This is a genomic window from Aeromonas sp. 602658, assembly GCF_049173005.1.
In the GTDB taxonomy this organism is placed as follows: Bacteria; Pseudomonadota; Gammaproteobacteria; order Enterobacterales; family Aeromonadaceae; genus Aeromonas; species Aeromonas veronii_A.
Map to the genome: position 1 here is coordinate 1 of NZ_JAAKRF010000040.1, position 17,271 is coordinate 17,271.

16 protein-coding genes are annotated in these 17,271 nt (G+C 57.3%); 4 read left to right on the forward strand and 12 right to left on the reverse strand.

The window, feature by feature from the left end:
• Positions 1–132 precede the first annotated feature (132 nt).
• Together G5253_RS18445 and G5253_RS18450 are read right to left on the reverse strand one after the other, a co-directional pair.
• The gene (locus G5253_RS18445; protein ID WP_421203961.1) at positions 133–1,032 is read right to left on the reverse strand and encodes a DMT family transporter; all 900 of its coding nucleotides are present in this window, start codon (positions 1,030–1,032) and stop codon (positions 133–135) included.
• Between the two features lie 137 nt (positions 1,033–1,169).
• The gene (locus tag G5253_RS18450) at positions 1,170–1,610 is read right to left on the reverse strand and encodes a DUF2214 family protein (protein WP_421203963.1); all 441 of its coding nucleotides are present in this window, start codon (positions 1,608–1,610) and stop codon (positions 1,170–1,172) included.
• Between the two features lie 83 nt (positions 1,611–1,693).
• Between G5253_RS18450 and G5253_RS18455 the strand changes: the two genes are divergently transcribed.
• The gene (locus G5253_RS18455) at positions 1,694–3,334 is read left to right on the forward strand and encodes a sensor domain-containing diguanylate cyclase (RefSeq protein ID WP_421203965.1); all 1,641 of its coding nucleotides are present in this window, start codon (positions 1,694–1,696) and stop codon (positions 3,332–3,334) included.
• Positions 3,335–3,432: 98 nt separating this feature from the next.
• Here the strand turns inward: G5253_RS18455 and G5253_RS18460 are convergent, their stop codons facing one another.
• From G5253_RS18460 to G5253_RS18485, 6 genes are read right to left on the reverse strand one after another with little or no spacing between them, the layout of a single operon-like run.
• The gene (locus G5253_RS18460) at positions 3,433–4,086 is read right to left on the reverse strand and encodes an HAD family hydrolase (protein ID WP_266135476.1); all 654 of its coding nucleotides are present in this window, start codon (positions 4,084–4,086) and stop codon (positions 3,433–3,435) included.
• A gap of 39 nt (positions 4,087–4,125) precedes the next feature.
• On the reverse strand, positions 4,126–5,133 hold the full coding sequence (locus tag G5253_RS18465; RefSeq protein ID WP_266135477.1) for an ABC transporter ATP-binding protein: 1,008 nt from the start codon (positions 5,131–5,133) through the stop codon (positions 4,126–4,128).
• Positions 5,134–5,139: 6 nt separating this feature from the next.
• On the reverse strand, positions 5,140–5,916 hold the full coding sequence (locus tag G5253_RS18470) for an ABC transporter permease (RefSeq protein WP_005355251.1): 777 nt from the start codon (positions 5,914–5,916) through the stop codon (positions 5,140–5,142).
• Positions 5,909–6,808 carry an ABC transporter permease gene (locus tag G5253_RS18475; protein ID WP_421203968.1) on the reverse strand — a complete coding sequence of 300 codons (900 nt, stop codon included), beginning with the start codon at positions 6,806–6,808 and terminating at the stop codon, positions 5,909–5,911. The genes G5253_RS18470 and G5253_RS18475 overlap by 8 nt, the downstream gene beginning before the upstream one ends.
• Positions 6,808–7,641: an alkaline phosphatase family protein gene (locus G5253_RS18480; protein WP_323917998.1), complete on the reverse strand. Its 834-nt coding sequence runs from the start codon at positions 7,639–7,641 to the stop codon at positions 6,808–6,810. The genes G5253_RS18475 and G5253_RS18480 overlap by 1 nt, the downstream gene beginning before the upstream one ends.
• Before the next feature lie 10 nt (positions 7,642–7,651).
• On the reverse strand, positions 7,652–8,713 hold the full coding sequence (locus tag G5253_RS18485; RefSeq protein ID WP_421203971.1) for an ABC transporter substrate-binding protein: 1,062 nt from the start codon (positions 8,711–8,713) through the stop codon (positions 7,652–7,654).
• Positions 8,714–8,977: 264 nt separating this feature from the next.
• On the opposite strand from G5253_RS18485, the gene G5253_RS18490 reads away from it, so the two are divergent.
• On the forward strand, positions 8,978–9,742 hold the full coding sequence (locus tag G5253_RS18490; protein WP_088868366.1) for a UTRA domain-containing protein: 765 nt from the start codon (positions 8,978–8,980) through the stop codon (positions 9,740–9,742).
• Positions 9,743–9,892: 150 nt separating this feature from the next.
• Here G5253_RS18490 and G5253_RS18495 read toward each other — a convergent pair whose 3' ends face one another.
• The gene (locus G5253_RS18495; RefSeq protein ID WP_005336490.1) at positions 9,893–10,657 is read right to left on the reverse strand and encodes a helix-turn-helix domain-containing protein; all 765 of its coding nucleotides are present in this window, start codon (positions 10,655–10,657) and stop codon (positions 9,893–9,895) included.
• A 1,276-nt stretch (positions 10,658–11,933) separates the two neighbouring features.
• On the opposite strand from G5253_RS18495, the gene G5253_RS18500 reads away from it, so the two are divergent.
• On the forward strand, positions 11,934–12,560 hold the full coding sequence (locus G5253_RS18500; protein WP_421203973.1) for a porin family protein: 627 nt from the start codon (positions 11,934–11,936) through the stop codon (positions 12,558–12,560).
• Positions 12,561–12,635: 75 nt separating this feature from the next.
• Here G5253_RS18500 and G5253_RS18505 read toward each other — a convergent pair whose 3' ends face one another.
• Positions 12,636–13,634 carry a sensor domain-containing diguanylate cyclase gene (locus tag G5253_RS18505; protein ID WP_216952682.1) on the reverse strand — a complete coding sequence of 333 codons (999 nt, stop codon included), beginning with the start codon at positions 13,632–13,634 and terminating at the stop codon, positions 12,636–12,638.
• A 190-nt stretch (positions 13,635–13,824) separates the two neighbouring features.
• Positions 13,825–14,721, reverse strand: coding sequence for a helix-turn-helix transcriptional regulator (locus G5253_RS18510; RefSeq protein ID WP_227341565.1), 897 nt, complete (start codon positions 14,719–14,721; stop codon positions 13,825–13,827).
• A gap of 75 nt (positions 14,722–14,796) precedes the next feature.
• Between G5253_RS18510 and G5253_RS18515 the strand changes: the two genes are divergently transcribed.
• Positions 14,797–15,195, forward strand: a complete 399-nt coding sequence (locus G5253_RS18515; RefSeq protein WP_227341566.1) for a VOC family protein — start codon at positions 14,797–14,799, stop codon at positions 15,193–15,195.
• Positions 15,196–15,434: 239 nt separating this feature from the next.
• Here G5253_RS18515 and G5253_RS18520 read toward each other — a convergent pair whose 3' ends face one another.
• Positions 15,435–17,216 carry a DUF262 domain-containing protein gene (locus G5253_RS18520; RefSeq protein WP_421203975.1) on the reverse strand — a complete coding sequence of 594 codons (1,782 nt, stop codon included), beginning with the start codon at positions 17,214–17,216 and terminating at the stop codon, positions 15,435–15,437.
• Between the last annotated feature and the right edge of the window lie 55 nt (positions 17,217–17,271).

Below are 17,271 nucleotides of genomic sequence, written 5' to 3' on the forward strand. Positions count from 1 at the left end.
GTCCGTTTCACACCTTGTCCCATCGGGTTCTCCATTTATTGGGGGGAAAGGTGTAAACCATATTCAGGACGGGACACCATCATGCAAAACGCCCCGACTGTCGGGGCGTTTTTGTTATGCAGCGAGCGCGGTTTACTTGGTCGCAGGCACCTTGTCCCGGCGCGACTTCCACCACCAGCGCAGCCTGATCTGGGAGATGAGCATCCCCGCCAGCATCAGGGCGCAACCGGCAATGGCGCGCTCATCCAGCGTCTCACCCAACAGCAACACGCCCCCCACGGCGGCAAAGACGGTCTCCAGACTGAGGATGATGGCGGCATGGGCCGGATGGGCACCCCGCTGCCCCACCACCTGCAGGGTATAACCGACCCCGACCGACACCAGCCCGGCATAGAGCAGCGCCTGCCAACCGGCCACGACACCGCTAACAGTCGGAGTTTCAATAACAAAAGCGGTGGCGAGACTGAGCAGGCCGCAGACCACGAATTGCACCCCGGCCAGCTTGATGGGAGCGACCCGGTTGGAGTAGTGATCCACCAGCAGCAGGTGAACGGCCCAAAACAGTGCCCCGGCCACCTGCAGCAGATCGCCAAAGCCGATGGTGAACTCGTCGGTGACGCTCAACACATAGAGGCCCGTCAGAGCAATCAGGGCACCAATCCAGGTATTGAGGCCGCTCTTGTGGCGCAGCAGCAGCCCCAGTACCGGCACCAGAATGATGTAGAGCCCGGTGATGAAACCGGCCTTGGCGGCAGTGGTATAGAGCAGCCCCACCTGCTGCAGGGAGGCGGCACAGAACAGCACCAGCCCGGCCAGCACACCACCGATCAGCAGTTGGCGATGGTCGCCCGCGACGGCAACAGGTTGTCGGGATTTGAGCCACCAGAGCAGCGGCAGCAGGGAGAGGGCGCCGAGCAGAAAGCGCAGGCCATTGAAAGTATAGGGCCCCATGTGATCCATCCCGAGGCGCTGGGCGACAAAACCCATACCCCAGATGGTGGCAGCCATCAGCAACATCAGATTGGAGCGCATGGCGATTCTTCCTTAAATCGGCGCGTGACGGGTTATCCGATCCAAGATACCCGCCTCCCTATCCTCTTGTCTCCACTCTTTGTCTTCGCTCTTGCTCTCAACGCGCTGCATCGCACTGCTTTTGAGCACCGCGAGTGTTACAGCAGCGAGGGCTTGGTGAACACGGCCAACAGGGCAATCAATAGCAGATTACCCCGCAGGATCCACACCACCCGGAAGTGCTGCTGGATGGAGATCATCGGCGCCTTGCCCAGACGCAGGGCGCGACGCCAGCGATAGAAGAGACGGCTGGGATAAACGAGGGAGCCGACAATCAGCAGAAACAGCCCCATCTTGAGGCCGTGGGCAGGATGGGCAAAGATCTCTGTCACCGCGCTGGCATGCTCGAGGGCCAGCAGACACCCGGTGGCAAAGATGGAGAAGAGCGCCAGCGCAGCCACCCCATCGGCCAGCAGCAGGCGGCGCACTCGCAGCATGTTCAGGCCGCGCCGAAAGATCAGATACTCGACACAGAGGGCAAGGATTAGCACCGCTATGCTGCCATAATGAATCATTGAGAGCAGAGTGTGGTTCAGCATCGGAAACATCTCATTTTCTGCCTTTAGACGAGCCGCACAGCATCATATATGCTGGTGTCACCCGAGACGAAAAGGATCTGTGCATGTCCCCCGCCAAGCCCAAGCACACTTGGTCTTTAATCACCCGCATGCGGCTGGGCCTCCTCCTGCTCTTTATTCCCGTAGTGTTGCTCGGCAGCATCTACTACCTGCATATGGAACGTACCCTGCGCCTCGAGCAGCAACAAAACCTGATTGCCCGCAACACCCAATATCTCCATACCCTGCTCGAACCCTATCTGGAGACCCTCAAACGCCAGTTTACGCTTATTTATCAGCAGGTAAATTATCAGGATTTCAGCGGCCCAGCGATCAGTAACGGCGAGCGCTACCTGCAACAGTGGCAGGCCTATCACGAGGTGATGGAGCTCGACTACGTCTATGTAGGAACCGAGCATCGCCAGATGCTGATCCACCCCACCTGGCAGGCGGACGAGAAGTTCGATCCCAGAACTCGCCCCTGGTATCTGCTGGCAGCCAGCCACCCGAACCGGATGGTCTGGACCGATCCCTATTACGACTACACTCTGGGTACCCTCACCATGGCGCTGGCTCGGGTAATTCAAGACCCTGACGGCAAGCGAGTGGGGGTGCTCTCCCTCGATACCCAGCTCACACCGCTCGCCAACTGGCTCAACAACCGGCATGAACAGAGCCATCATCTGGGCAAGGGCTATCAGATCCTGATCAACCATGACGGGCTGGTGCTGGCTCACCCGGATCGCGAACAGGTATTCAAACCGCTCACCCACCCTGAATGGCTGGCACACATGCAACAGCCGCAAGGTTTCTTCCTCGACGATGCCAGCGGCATGATGGTCTCCTACTACCGTGTCCCCGAGCAGCGCTGGTTCCTGCTCAGTGTCGAGCCCACCGCCAGCATGCAGCAGGTGATCGACAGCGTCTCCATCAACGTGCAGCTGATGATTGCCGTTGCCTGCTTTTTCTATCTGCTGCTAGCCCTGCTCTGGGCCCGCTACTTCCGCCGCATGCTGGGGGAGATTACCCTGCTGATCCGCACCAGCCGCTCTGGCGGGATTGCCTATCATGGCAGCCGCATGCTGGAGCTGGCCAAGGTCTATGAAGAGATGGATGCCGCCAGTCAGGACTTTGCCCAGATCCGCCAGCAAGCCAATCAGGACAAACTCACCGGTCTCTACAACCGCCGCTTCTTCGACGAGTGCCTGCAGAGACAGCTCAGCAGCGGAGCCCCCTTCCTGGTAGTGATGTTCGATCTCGATAACTTCAAACAGGTCAACGACACCTTTGGCCACCAAACAGGGGATATAGTGCTCAAACGGGTGAGCAAGCTGGGCATGAAAATGTTTGACCAGTGGGGCTGGCTCTGTCGTTACGGTGGCGAGGAGCTGGTGCTGATCTTACGCCTGGAGATGCAAATGAGTGAGGCCACCTCGCTGCTGGAAAGCTTCAGACTTGCAGTCACTCAACTGGAGTGGCGAGAGCCGGAACTGACCATTACCCTCAGCGGCGGGGTGGCCTTGAGCCACTCCGGGCTCTCGACCAAGGGGCTGATAGAACTGGCCGACAGCGGGGTTTATCAGGCCAAGCGGAAGGGGAAAAATCGCATCTGCTTCCCCCAGCGTCGCACCTGCGACGTGACGGAAGAGGATCCTTCCCCTAACCTTGATTCTACCCGACGCCCCCCCCGGCCGGAGGGGGGGTGAGCACAACCGGGGGAAGGAGACAAGGGAGAGGCAACTGCCTCTCTCAGTTGTTTATGTCGCTATTCTTGCCGTGCTTTAAGCCTGTTTGAGCACGCGACTCAGCGCAGCCACTCCCACACCGGCCAACCCAGCTCCCCGGCCTGCTGACGCAGCGCAGGGGCGGGATTGACCGCATGAGGATGGCTCACCGCCCGCAGCATGGGCAGATCGTTGTGAGAGTCGCTGTAGCCAAAGCTCCCCTGCCAGAGGTGGTCCCTGCCGGCAAACAGCTGGTTGATGCGGGCCACCTTGCCCTCGCGAAAACTGAGAGTGCCGCGGGTCTGGCCGGTCAGCATCCCCTCCTCCTCATCGAGCAAAATGGCGACGCAGTGATTCATCCCCAGCATCTTCGCCATGGGAGCCACCAGATGCTCGCCGGAGGCGGAGATGAGCACCAGATCGTCGCCCCGCTCCCGATGCCATTCGATGCGCGCCAACCCCTCGGGGTAGAGGCGCTCGCGCAGCACCTGCTCGGCAAAGTGGGTAGAGAGCGAGTCGAGCCACTGGCGCGTCTTGCCCGCCAGCGGTTGCAGGGTGAAGGCCATGTACTGGTGCATATCCATCTTGCCCTGATGGTAGAGGGACATCATGGCCTGCTCCTCCGCGATCATGCTGGCGGGGGCCAGCTCCTCGGCCACCATGTACTCCAGCCAGAGGCTGGCGGAATCCCCGGCAATCAGGGTCTCGTCCAGATCAAACAGTGCCAGTGCCATGGGCGCTCCTCGCAGTGAAAATGGAAATGAAATGCGGCCTCATGCTACCTCACAGAGTTGATCCCGGGCCACCGCCAGAGTCACGGCACTGCCGGTGGCCAGCAGATCGCCAGCCGAGCGGTTGAGGCAATCCACCGTCAACAGCCCCGCCTCGCACTCCACCTGATAGCGGATCACGTTGCCGAGCAGCTGTTGCTGGCGAATGATGCCGGGCAGGCTGGGCTCGCTGCTGGTCGCCCCGGCGGGCAGCAGGGTGATGGACTCTGGTCGCAGCGCCAGCTTGCCCTGAAAACGGGGGCCGAACAGCGACTTGCCCTGCTCTGCGCCAAGCAGGTTGTAGTTGCCGATAAAGCCCGCCACAAACTCGCTGGCGGGACGGGTATAGATCTCCTCCGGTGTACCGCTCTGGACGATGGATCCCTTGTTCATCAGGAAGATCCGATCCGACATGGTGAGCGCCTCCTCCTGATCGTGGGTCACGAAGATGGTGGTGAGCTCAAGGCGCTGCTGGATCTCGCGGATCTGCTGGCGCAGGCTGCGGCGGATGCGGGCGTCCAGCGCCGAGAGCGGCTCGTCCAGCAAGAGGATCCGCGGCTGCACCACCAAAGCCCGGGCCAATGCCACCCGCTGGCGCTGACCGCCGGAGAGCTCGGCCGGATAGCGGCGCTCGAAGCCGGTCAGCTCCACCAGCGCCAATGCCTCCTGCACGCTAGCCGCCAGCTCCCGTCCCGGCTGGGGTTTCATCTTGAGGCCGAAGGCGACGTTGTCCCACACCGTCATGTTGGGGAACAGCGCATAGCTCTGGAACACCATGCCGATGCCCCGCTTCTGGGGCGCCTGCCAGGTGATATCTTCACCGGCCACCCGCACCTGACCGCCATCCACTGGGGTGAGCCCGGCCAGCGCCCTCAGCAGGGTGGACTTGCCGCAGCCGGAGGGGCCGAGCAGGGTCACCAGCTCCCCCTTGCGAATGCCGAATTCGATCCCCTCGAACACCGGCGTATCGCCGTAGGATTTGTGCAACTGATTGACTTCTAAATGAAACATCTTGGATCACCGATGAAATCTGTTGGCCGCCCAGGTGAGCAGCAGGGTCAGCAGGAAGTAGCTCATCACCAGCGCACTGGTGAAGTGGCCAGAAGTGGCGCGCATGTTGTAGAGGTAGACCTGCAGGGTCTCGTAACGGGTGCCCACCAGCATGTTGGCAAACACGAACTCGCCGAGCAGGAAGGAGAGAGAGAGAAACAGCGCCGCCAGCAATCCCTTGCGCAGGCAGGGGATCACCACCAGCAGGAAGGCGCGCCGACTACTTGCCCCCAGCAGATGGGCGGCATCCATCAAATCCCTGAGCGGTACCCCTTGCAGGCTGTTGGCCAGCGCCCGATACATAAAGGGGAGCACCACGGTGAACCAGGTACCGATCAGGATCCACGGCGTGCCGATAATCGGCAGGACACCATCGGCGTAGATCTGCAGCAGCCCCACCGACGAGACCACAGGTGGCACCGCGAAGGGGAGCAGGATCAGCAGGTTCATCCAGGGATCCAGCTTTGGGAAGTAGTAGGCCACCACCAGCACGGTCGGTACCAGCACCAGGGTGCCCAGCAGCAGGGTGGCGAAGCAGACCAGGAGGCTGCGGCCAAATGCAGCCAGAAAACGCGGGTCGCCCCACAGCTTGAGATACCAGTCGAGGGTGAAGCCGTCCGGCAGCAGGGTCGCCCCCCAGCGGGTGGAGATGGAGTAGAGAAAGGTAGCCAGCAGCGGCAGCAGCAGGGTGGCGACCAGCCCACCCAGCACCCACTTGGGCCAGCGCGGCGTCAAATCATGCATGGGATTGCCCCTTGTTCACATAGCTCTTTTTCAGCAGCCACTGGTTGGCGGCCGTCACCACTCCCAGCAGCACCATCAGGATCACCGCCAGCGCCGCCGCCATATTGGGCTCGAGGAAGATATCGCCGGAGACCAGACTGGCCACCCGGATGGTCACCAGATTGAAGTTGCCGGTGGTGAGGGCGTAGGCGGAGGCATAAGCCCCCACCGCGTTGGCAAACAGGATGATCAGGGTGCCGAGCAGCGCAGGCGTCAGCACCGGCAGTGCCACGTGCCACACATATTGGCGCTTGCTCGCGCCGAGCAGCGCGGCAGCCTGTGGCCACTCATCCTGCAGCGCATCGAACGCCGGGTAGAGCAGCAGCAGGGCGAGCGGGATCTGGAAGTAGGTGTAGATGAGAATAAGGCCCGACCCCGAGTAGAGGTTGAAGCCGTCGATCAATCCCCAGGATTTCAGCAGCAGAGTCACCGCACCGTTGATGCCGAGAATGATGATGAAGGCGAATGCCAGCGGCACACCGCTGAAGTTGCCGGTCATGGTGACAAAGGCCAGCAGCAGCCGCTTGACCCGCTCGCCGCTGTGGCGCAGCGCCGCCGCCCCCAGAGTGCCGATGGCAAGCCCCGCCAGACTGGCGATACCGGCAATGCGCAACGAGTTGCCGAACGATTGCAGGTAGAAGGGGGAGCTCAAAATCTCCCGGTAGTAGTCGAGGCCCCAGCCATCGGGGGTCTGGAAACTGCCCACCAGCACCCACACCATGGGGGCAAGCTGGAACAGGATCATCAGCAGGATAAAGGGCAGCAGCACCAGCGCGGGCAGCCAGTGGCGGCGCATCTTCTGCTTGGTTGCCACGGGTTGATCCACGAGGATCTCGGTGGTTGCAGGCATCATCAGTGCACCTCGCGCATAAAGGCGGCCTTGAGCAGCGGTGGCGCTGCCGCCTTGTCGTGGGAAACCCCCAGCAGATCCGCCATCAGGGCGCAGAGCTGGGTCTGGGCAATCGCCACCCCATCAGGCCAGCGCTCGACGAAGGCATCGCCAAACAGCCAGAGCGGTACGGTGCGCTCTTCAGGCAGGGTGCCGCCGTGGCTCAGGTCGTTGTTCATGCCGTGATCCGAGGTGACTACCACCTGATACCCCTCCGCCAGCCACTGGGGCAACAGGTCGGCCAGCAGGCTGTCCATCCGGCGCGCCTGATTGCGGTACTGGCGGGAGTCGAAGCCAAACTTGTGGCCCGCATCGTCCACCCCCATCGGGTGGATCAGCAGAAAATCGGGATCGTACTGGCTGCGCAGCCATTCGCCATCTATCAGCAGATGGCTGTCGGGGTAGTTGTCATCCCAGTAGAAGCAGCCGTGCTGGATCGGCAGCTGCTCATCGTGGGTAAAGCGATCGCGGGCCGCCAGCCAGGGGCTCTTGTTGTAAAGCTCGCTCACCCAGTAGTAGGCCGCCGCTGCGGTGCGTTTACCCGCGGCGCGGGCCAGATGGAAGATGGAGTCATGCAGACTGAGGCGACTCACCCCGTTGTGGGTGATGCCGCTCGCCACCGGCGGTACGCCGGTCAGGATGCACTCGTAGAGAGGCCGGGAGAGGGATGGCAGAGCGCAGCTGAGGGTCGTATAGAGGCCGCGCTCCGCCTCCACCATGCCTGCGAGGTAGCCCATCCCATGGGCTACCCCGGCAGAGAGGCCATCCACAAGTACCACTATCACCTTGTGTTGCACTGGCCGCTCCTTACTGCATGTAGATCATGACGTTCTCTTGCCACTGACGCGGCAGGGCCTTGGAGCTCTGCTCCCAGGCGGCGTGATCCTGCACCGGCTTGGCCTTGGCATACTGCTCGGCCGGCAGCAGCTTGGCCTTCACGTCATCCGGCAGCGCAACGTTGCTGCGGATCGGGCGGGCATAGCCGCGGGCCAGGTTGATCTGACCGGCGTCGGAGAGGATGTATTCCCGCGCCAGCTTGGCGGCGTTGGGGTTCTTGGCCCACTTGTTGATGATGGTGGTGTAACCGGCGATGACGGAGCCGTCGCTCGGGATCACCACATCAAACTTCTTGGGGTCGATCTGGTCGCGGTAGTTGAGGGCGTTGAAGTCCCACAGCACACCCACTTCCACCTCACCCTTCTCGATGTTGGCGATGGTCGGATCGTTCAGGGAGAGACGACCCTGCTTGGCCAGCTGGCCGAACAGATCCAGTGCAGGTTTCAGATTCTTCTCGCTGCCGCCGGTGGCATAGGCCGCTGCCAGCACGCCGTTGTTGGCCTGGGAGGCAACCCCCACGTCACCCAGAGTCACCTTGTAGTCGCCACCCAGCAGGGATTGCCAGCTGGTGGGGGCGGCCTTGACCAGATCCTTGTTGATCAGGAAGGCGATGGTGCCGGTATAGGCCAGCATCCAGTGACCGTCGGCGTCCTTGGCCCAGTTGGGAATATCGGCCCAGGTGGAGGGTTTGTAGGGCTGGGTCACCCCCTGCTTGACCGCCACCGGACCGAAGGCGCCGCCCACGTCGCCGATATCGGCGGTGGCATTGGCCTTCTCGGCGGCGAACTTGGCGATCTCCTGGGCGGAGCTCATGTCGGTATCCTGATGCTTGATGCCGTAGATGCTGCCCAGCTGCTGCCAGGTATCCTTCCAGTTGGCCCAGCTGTCGGGCATGCCGATGCTGTGGAGCTGGCCTTCGCCACGGGCGGCCTTTTCGAGATCCGCGATATTTTCGGCTGCATAGCTATTTGTGGCAAACAACGGTTGGCTGATGGCCACCAGGGCCAGTGCACTTGCGATCACGCTTTTCATCATCCCATCCCTCTGGACTAGGTCAGTTAAGGTTCGAGAGGGATGCTAGAGGGGAATTGTGACGGTGGCGGGGCGCTTTAATGGCAGTTTGATGACAATCACCCTGTCATGGCGCTGTCATCCACAGCAGTTACAACTCTGAACCCGAGTGAGGCTGGACTATTCCAGTAAGGGATTGGCCAGCCACCCGCCTTCTGAATAAGCTACAGGGACAAGAGTGTGACCGAGCCGAGATTGAGCGAGCAGAGAGTGAACGAACAGAGCATGGCCGATGGCCGCGTCTCCTCCAAGTGCGAACAGATTTGCCAGACCCTGCGCCGCTATATCGGCAGCGGCCAGTTGGGGGCCGGGCAGCAGCTACCCGCCGAGCGGGCCCTGAGCGAGCGCTTTGCCACCACCCGCATCACCATCAAGGAGGCGCTCTCCAGCCTCGAAGCAGACGGCCTTATCTACCGGGCCGAGCGGCGCGGCTGGTTTGTGGCGCCACCCCGCCTCACCTACGATCCCGCCATCCACACCCACTTTCACCAGTGGATCGGCGAGCAGCAACGCACCGCCGAAACCCGGGTGCTGGCCCACGGCAGCGAGCTTGCCAGCAGCGAGCTGTGCCGCTGGATGGGGTTGGAACCCTTCACTCCACTTTATGAGATCCGCCGCCAGCGGCTGATCGACGGCCGCCCGGTGCTGCATGTCAGCCACCACCTGCTGGCGAGCCGCTTTCCCGATATCGCCAGCGCGCCGCTGGCCAGCTCCCTCACCGAGCTCTATCAGCAGCGCTATGGCATAGGCCAGGGTGGGGCGAGTCTCGAGATCACCCCCTCGGCGGCGCGCGGCGCCATCGCCCGCGCCCTCAATCTGGCGGAGGGGAGCGCGGTGCTGCGGCTGGTGCGGGTCAATTACGACGAGCGGGGCGGTCTGGTGGATTGCGATATCGAGCACTGGCGGCCGGATGCGATCCGTATCTGTCTGGATACGCGAGCGTTGCAGCCGCTCGCAGGCAAGCTGCAACAAACCCGGGTCGCCGATTAGGGAAAATATCCAGAGCACTGTCGAGCACAGTGGCGATCCGCATCTGCCTCGATAACCGGGTGCTGCAACCGGTCGCAAGCAGATCGCATACCGTTCAACTCACGGAATAACCAGACTCCAACATGGCGGATCCCGCAGGATCCGCCGGGATCAGTTGTCGATATTGGGGATCATGTCGTCGAAGCTCTGGTAGCCGCAGTCGGCCAGTTGCAGCGACATGGTGTAGGTCTTGGCGTGCTCCTGCTGGCCGATGGCGGGGCGGTTGAGCTTGATCTCCTGATGCCAGTACTCCTTCATCCGGTCGATCAGCGCCATCGCCTCCCCCTCGTTGAGGTGCAACTGGCAGAGCGCCATATAGTTGTTCGACTTGTGCATGTTCTCCACCAGATACTCCCCCAGCACCGACATCGCCTGCCGTGCCTGCTGGCGGGCGAAACGGCTGTGCTGCTCGAAGCTGATCCGCTCGCTGATCAGGAAGTGGTAACTGTTGTCGATACCAAGCTGCAAAATGCCGAGCTTCTCCAGCTTGCGCAGATAGAGGTAGCAGGAGGCATCGGTCAGGCCGTACTCCCGCTTGAGATCGATCAGCGTCTTGTCGCGCCAGAAGATATTGGCGAGAAAGGCGTAGAGCCCCGGCTCGTTGTGAAACGCCTCATCCTGCTCCTGGGTAAAGACGGCGCGGCGGCTCTGGGCGTCCTGAGTGCGATCCAGCAACTCCTCGAACGAGAGCCCCACCAAATGGCAGATCTCCAGCAGAGTATCGAACGGCAGCGAGGGCTTGTTCATCATCCGTTTCACGGTCGCGATGGAGACACCCATGGCTTCTGCCAGGGTCTGATAGCGGATCCCCTTGTCGGTCAGGGTCTTCTTCAGGGTGTCGAGAATATTGTTGGCCAGGGTCTGGCTGTAGGTCATGCCACTCTTCCTTGTTATCGCACTTTCATTGCATGGTTATGCCGAGTCAGCTTCTGACCTGTTTTTACCTTCAAGGCTCAGATATTGACACCGAAAAAACAGCCTAGAGAAAAAATCGCCTACAACGCCCATCAGGACAGACCAGTTGAACGATGAGGTCTCAGAATGTGACACCAGACAGTGCATATCTTTCAACCCGCAAACATTTTGCTAGTGCTGCATAGAACATCGCGCATAATCGAAACGTATCGAATTCAAGACCCTTCCTGGTTGAGAAATCGATTGTTTGCTTCCAAATTTTTATCTTTTAAACCGTAAGGTTTTTTCTCTTTCCTGGCATTGGGCGGCGCTGATAGCACCGCCCTTTTCTTTTCCCTGAATTCGCAGGTCAGGTCAAGGGCCCCGGCAAGGGGAAGTGTCACAGGCCACCCGCCGCCCACTGATGCGCCAACCATCACGACCTCTCTGGCAAGGTATCCTAAACTGTCATCAATAGCGTTTCATTGCCATTCAATATATTTAAATGGCTTGATTGGAAAGCTTCATTAAATATAAAAGCGAATATAATAAAGTTATTTAAAACGCCAAAAACCTATCTTTTAAATGGCTTGTATATATAAGCAAACAAAATTAATCAGGCCGCACGCCCCATATCTGCTTATCACACCCCATGCCCACCCCAACAACTGCTACCGGGTGAAGAGAAAAGCCACCCACAAGCGCCCATTCGCGTATCTGGTGGGTAGCATAGCCCACGCAAAAACAGCCTCAAAAGACCACCTAAACCCTCGATAGGAACAATCCCAAACCTCAAAAAGAGCAAAAAACAGGCAAAAAGATAGATTTTTTTCTCACGGTTTCACCTTGTGAGACGTTCAAAAAATCATCAAAAAGAGCCTGACGCCTGTGAGTGACATCTGAGATGCCAATTTTTAGACAACTCATCACGGCTACGCTCGAATGAAAACTTAATGCCGATACAAATCAATTACATAGAATCAAAACCGAACTCGCAGCCTGTCATTTGCCTCACCAGTTAATTATTTAAACCTCAATAAAGCTAAAACTCTAATAACACCATTTATTAAACAAAACGCCCCTGCTTGCAGCCAGTCATATTTAGAAGAATGGGGAAATCACTCTCTTGTTATTCAGAAATGTGCTGACTATACTGCGGCCCCTCTGTGAAAGCAGAGCAATGACGGAAATATAAAAAGATTCATGGATTGAGCAATATAAATCACACGCAGTTCACGCAACACAAGGTTATTTATCCATGAACAAGTTTAATAAAATTGCCGCTTTCTCCCTGCTTGCTCTGGCCATGAATGGCGGCGCCCATGCCGAAGGCTGGTATGCAGGTCTGGATCTGACCACCTCCAAGATGGATCTCGACGGTGACCTCCAGCGCGCCTATGACGCCAAAGTGATCGACGACCAGCTCGACGGCGGCAGCCTGATCGTCGGTTACAGCTTCAACCCCTGGCTGGCCATTGAAGGTGGCCTGCACGCCCAACAGATGGAGCAGCTGATCTGGGTGACCTCTCAGGGGGCAACCGGTTTTGCCGACACCACCATCGAAACCCGCAGCATCAGCCTGGCCGCCAAGCTGAGCCAGCCGCTGGCCTGGGGCTTCAGCGCCTATGCCAAACCGGGTATCGCCTACACCCGCACAGAATTGGAAGTTGTCGGCAACGCCACCATCCTCGGTATGAGCGGTCAGGTAAGTGGCAGCGAAACCAAGAGCAAGGTACACCCCAATCTGGAAGTAGGTCTGGACTACGCCTTCAACGACAGCTTCTCTGCCGGTATCGGCTACGAGCGCCAGTTCAACGCCCTGAGCCTGGGTGATGAGCACTACTCTCTGGATACCCTCAAGCTGGGTCTGCGCTACCACTTCTAAGTCGCGCCGCGTCAGTAACAATGCAAAAGGGCCACAGGTTTCACGCCTGCGGCCCTTCTATTGGCTGATGTGCCATCAGCAGATCTGATTCTTGCCCTGCTGCTTGGCCTGATAGAGCGCCCGATCGGCACGCACCATCAGACTCTCCTTCTGCTCACCCTGCTGATACTCCGCCACTCCGAAGCTCATGGTGGTGACACCGCGGGGACAGATGGGGTTCGTCACCATCAACGCCTGAAACTTGTTCGCCACCACCAACGCATCTTCACGGCCGGTATTGGGCAGCAGCACCATAAACTCGTCGCCACCCCAACGAGCCAGCAGATCAATCTCGCGGATATGGTCGCGCACCAGCGCCACTATGTTGATCAGGGTCTGATCCCCGATATTGTGGCCATAGCTGTCATTGATCTGCTTGAAGTTGTCCACATCCATGGCAATCACGGTAAAAGGCAAGTGAAAGCGGCGCGCCCGTTCGCACTCCAGCTGCAACGCCCGCTCCAGCCGATAGCGGCTGGCGGCACCGGTCAGGGCATCAGTCTCCGCCAGCTGACGATTCTCCTCCACCCTCTGTTGCAGTGCCTCGTTGACTCGCACCAGCTCGGCGGTGCGCTCCGCCACCAGTTGCTCCAGCGACTGATTGCGCAGCTCCAGCTGCTCCAGCAGCAACTTGCTGGCGTGGATATTGCGATGGGCGCCGATCATCCGCGCCACAGACCCATCGGGATTGCGCTCTATGATGCGGCCGCAATCCTCGATCCAGATATAGTCTCCGCCGCGACTGCGGCAGCGATACTCGACACGGTAGTCGGGGGCGGCGCCGCTCAGATAGGCATCGAAGCTCGCCATCACCCGATCCATGTCGTCGGGGTGGATCACACTCTCCCAGGTGAAGACATTGTTGCCTAGAGTATGGGGCTCGTAGCCCAGCATCCGGTACCAGCCCGGGTTGCGATAGACGAAACCGGTGTTGGCATTCCAGTCCCAGATGCCATCGCTGATCACCTCGAGAATGCCATGTACCACGGCTTCGCTGACATCCGAGATCCTGATCGTGTCGCTGTCCTGCAGCATGGGAGACCATCCTTGTATTGCCGCCCCGCTGGGGCGCGGGGCATTCCAGCCTGATGTTGAGAAATGATAGCGGCAGACGGCTGCACAGTCCGCTATCCGTTGATCGATGAAAACCGCCACTACTTGTTCCGGTTATCGGCCGCCATCGGGTTCGTCTGAATAACATTAGCAACCAGTGTGGCTCAATATTTCACCCTTGTCCGGTTTTAAAGGCAGGATGATGCAGGTTGCGATAGTGGCTGGGCGCCAGGCCATGCTGGCGTTTGAAGGCGGTGGAGAAGTGGTACTCGTTCTTGAAGCCGCACTGCTCGGCCAGCAGCTTCACCGGGTCGGCCCGGCTGGCCAGCAAGAGCGCCGCCCGCTGCAGCCGCAGCCGTTGCAGCAGCGCCATGGGCGCCAGCGCGAAGTGCTGCTGGCAGAGCCGGTAGAGCTGGCGCTCGGAGAGATGCAGGGCGCCAGCCATGCGCGCTATGTCCCACGGCTCGGTCAGCGCCTCTTTGAGCAGCAATTCGAGGCGCAGCGCCAGCCGCTCGCCACGCCGCTGCCCCTCCCCCTTTTGCAACAGACGGCGCAGGTAAAAGCCGAGCTGCTCAACCAGCAGGGCGCTGAGCAGCGGGTCCTGATGGCGCTCCTGCTCCGCATAGAGGTTCTCGAGCGTGCGCAGCACGGTAGCCTGCTGGGAGGTACAACCGAGCCGGGGGTGGCTGGCGAAGGCATCCCAGGGGGAATCCTTGTGCAGCAGCAGCCACACCAGCTCCCACTCACTCCCCTTATTCACCTGCTGGTTCAACGGCTCACTCAACTGATAGCAGAGTGGCTCCCCGGCTGGGATCAGCGCCCACTCCCCGGCCTGCAACCGCTCGCGGCGATCGCCCACCTGCACCTCCCCCTCACCGCCCAGGGTCAGCAGAAAACAGTGCATATCGGCAAAGCGGCGCGCGATGCGGTAGCGGGTCTTGAGACGGGAATAGCCCGCCAGCCACACCTGCTCCTGTGCGAGGGCCGGCAGCAGACTGTCGCAACAGATCTGCTCGCGGCAGTCGGGGGAGACATCGATAATCTCGGTGTTGGCAGTTTCAGACATCATCAGGACGGGCTCAGCCATGTCGAAGGGACAGGCCCCAGCATAGCATTAAGGGCATCGAGTCACAGGAGACCAGCCATGCATATCCATCACGTCGCCATCTGGGCGCAGGATCTGGAGGCACTCAAGGCATTCTACTGCAACCTGTTTGGCGGGCAGGCCAATGAGCGCTATCACAACCCGAGCAAACAGTTCAGCTCTTACTTCGTGCGTTTCGAAGGGGGCGCCAGCCTGGAGCTGATGCACACCCCCATACTGTTTCCGGCAGATCTCACTCTGCCACACCCGTTGCAGGGGCTGGCCCACCTCGCCTTCTCCCTCGGCAGCGTGGAGGAGGTGGACAAGATGACCGCCCGCCTCAAGCTGCTCAAGGGCGCCGAGGTGAAACACCTGGACGGCCCCCGCTGGACCGGCGACGGCTATTACGAGAGCACCTTCCTCGACCCGGAAGGCAACCGGCTGGAGCTGACCATCTAATACCTGAATGCTCCCCTCACTCTGGCCCTCTCGTAAGTTCGATTAGCGAAGCGTAATCGGACAGCGGTAACGGCATTGCTCCCTTCTCCCATTTATTAAAAAAGGAGGAGAAGGGCTGGGGATAAGGGAAAGGAAAAAGAGATTTCGCGGTAAACGTTGGGCTTCGCTAGGCTCAGCCACAACCTACACAACCGGTAGGTTGGTGCTGAGCACGCGAAGCCCAACATACGAGATTGAACTTATGAACTATGAGAAAATCTAGCTTGTACATCCAATATTTCTGGCCCAACAGCTTCTTCCGTTGCAGGTCCTTTTCTAATGAAGCAAGCCTTCCCAACAAATGAAACCGAGTCCATTTTTTGAAGACTAATACATAAAATTGTTATGCCTTTAAATGTCACTGTATCCAAGCCTGCTATGGCATTACTTTTTAATGATGATGAAAGCTCAGAATGCCTAATTACATCAATGATTTTCTTGGTATAATCCTCAATGCTTATACCTAAATGCTTAGCTTCACGTTCAATACCGACAACATATCGTTCACCAACAGTCAAATAGTTTACTCCATCAATGACTGTAGCTCTCTCAGCATCAGCTTTCTTATCTGCGACACCGATAATAAATGCACCATTACTTCCTGAGTTTGCGATACCACACAAAGTATTGAGCATTTCAATTTCTAACTTTTTATTCCATTTCCTGCTAGCACCATTTTTTAACGGCAAGAAACCTTGTTTGGTTTCAAATCTTGCAGATTCGATTTTTGAACGGCTAAGATAATTCTCAATTTGAATTGCCAATCTAGGCCCTGAACATAAGCTCTCATGCTTACAATCAACAAAATGGTCCTGAATAAGGCCTTTGATGGTTTTAATATTTTTCTTACGCTCTGTTGAAGTAGAATAGTGCGATTGCATTTTCAATTTTTCAGCCGCACCTTTAAGTGACTCAAAAATCATTGGAATATTAGATGGTTCCTTTTCATGCTTAAATAATAGGTCATGCATGGCCATGAAAAGAGAGAAAAATGGTGTCTTAATTGTATTTTTGCTTCTACTCCGGAGATGATTCCTTAAAAAGCTTGGAGAAGAATCAAATTCTTCAATCATACTTTTTATCGTTGAAAACGTAATTATTATTTCCTGTTTAACCTTCTCTTGGCCGTATGAAATAAGTTTTGCTTCTAACTCTTTACTTTCAGTTGCATCCTTATCATATAGTTTATCGAAAAGCTCTCGTGAAGATGAAATAGGCTCTTCGTTGACTATTGATGCAATAAAATCAAGAATTATCTGCTCATCTTCACTATCGCGTAGCTGTGCTCTAGTTAAAATACCTTGGTTACACCAGATCGTATCAATAGCTCTAATGCCATATCCGTGTTGACTATCATCGTTATCAATACTAATAGATGGCATATCAAAAAGATTCAATGTGTCATCTGAAGAGTCCCCTCTCACTTCAGATGAAATTTGTCGCACTAGACTTGAAACATTATTAGAAACCCCAGCTTGGCGTTGTTCCTGCACGCTTAATTGGCGGCCTTTAGAATTTATTCTACCAAAGACCTCGGTAACTTCATTATCACTCTCAGCAGGGAATACACTGATTGCCAAATCATAATCTAGAAGTTTTGAACACTCATCCGGGCTCAATAGACTAACATTTTCTTGAGGAGTAAAAACCCCTTTGGCTTGTTCATTTTTAGCTGTAGAAAACTGACTTACATCAAAGTACTTACCATCTATATCAAATCCATTTTCTATAAAGCTAAAAATGGCATTCAGCCTCTGCATCCCATCAATTATTTCAAAGTACTTACTAAGGCCAACTCTATGTTTTTCCGCAAGGAGAATTAATGGGACAGGATAACCATTAAGAATGCTGTCAATCAGTTTTCTTTTGTCGTCAAGACTCCAAACTAATTTTCTTTGATATTTTCTATTTACAATATAAAGTCCCTTGCGATATTCACCATACATGGATTGTATCGAGCGACCATGAGGAACGACTTTCATTTGTTACCCTCTAAAATGTTTGAGATGCAGACTCAATTAATACCAAAAAATATAT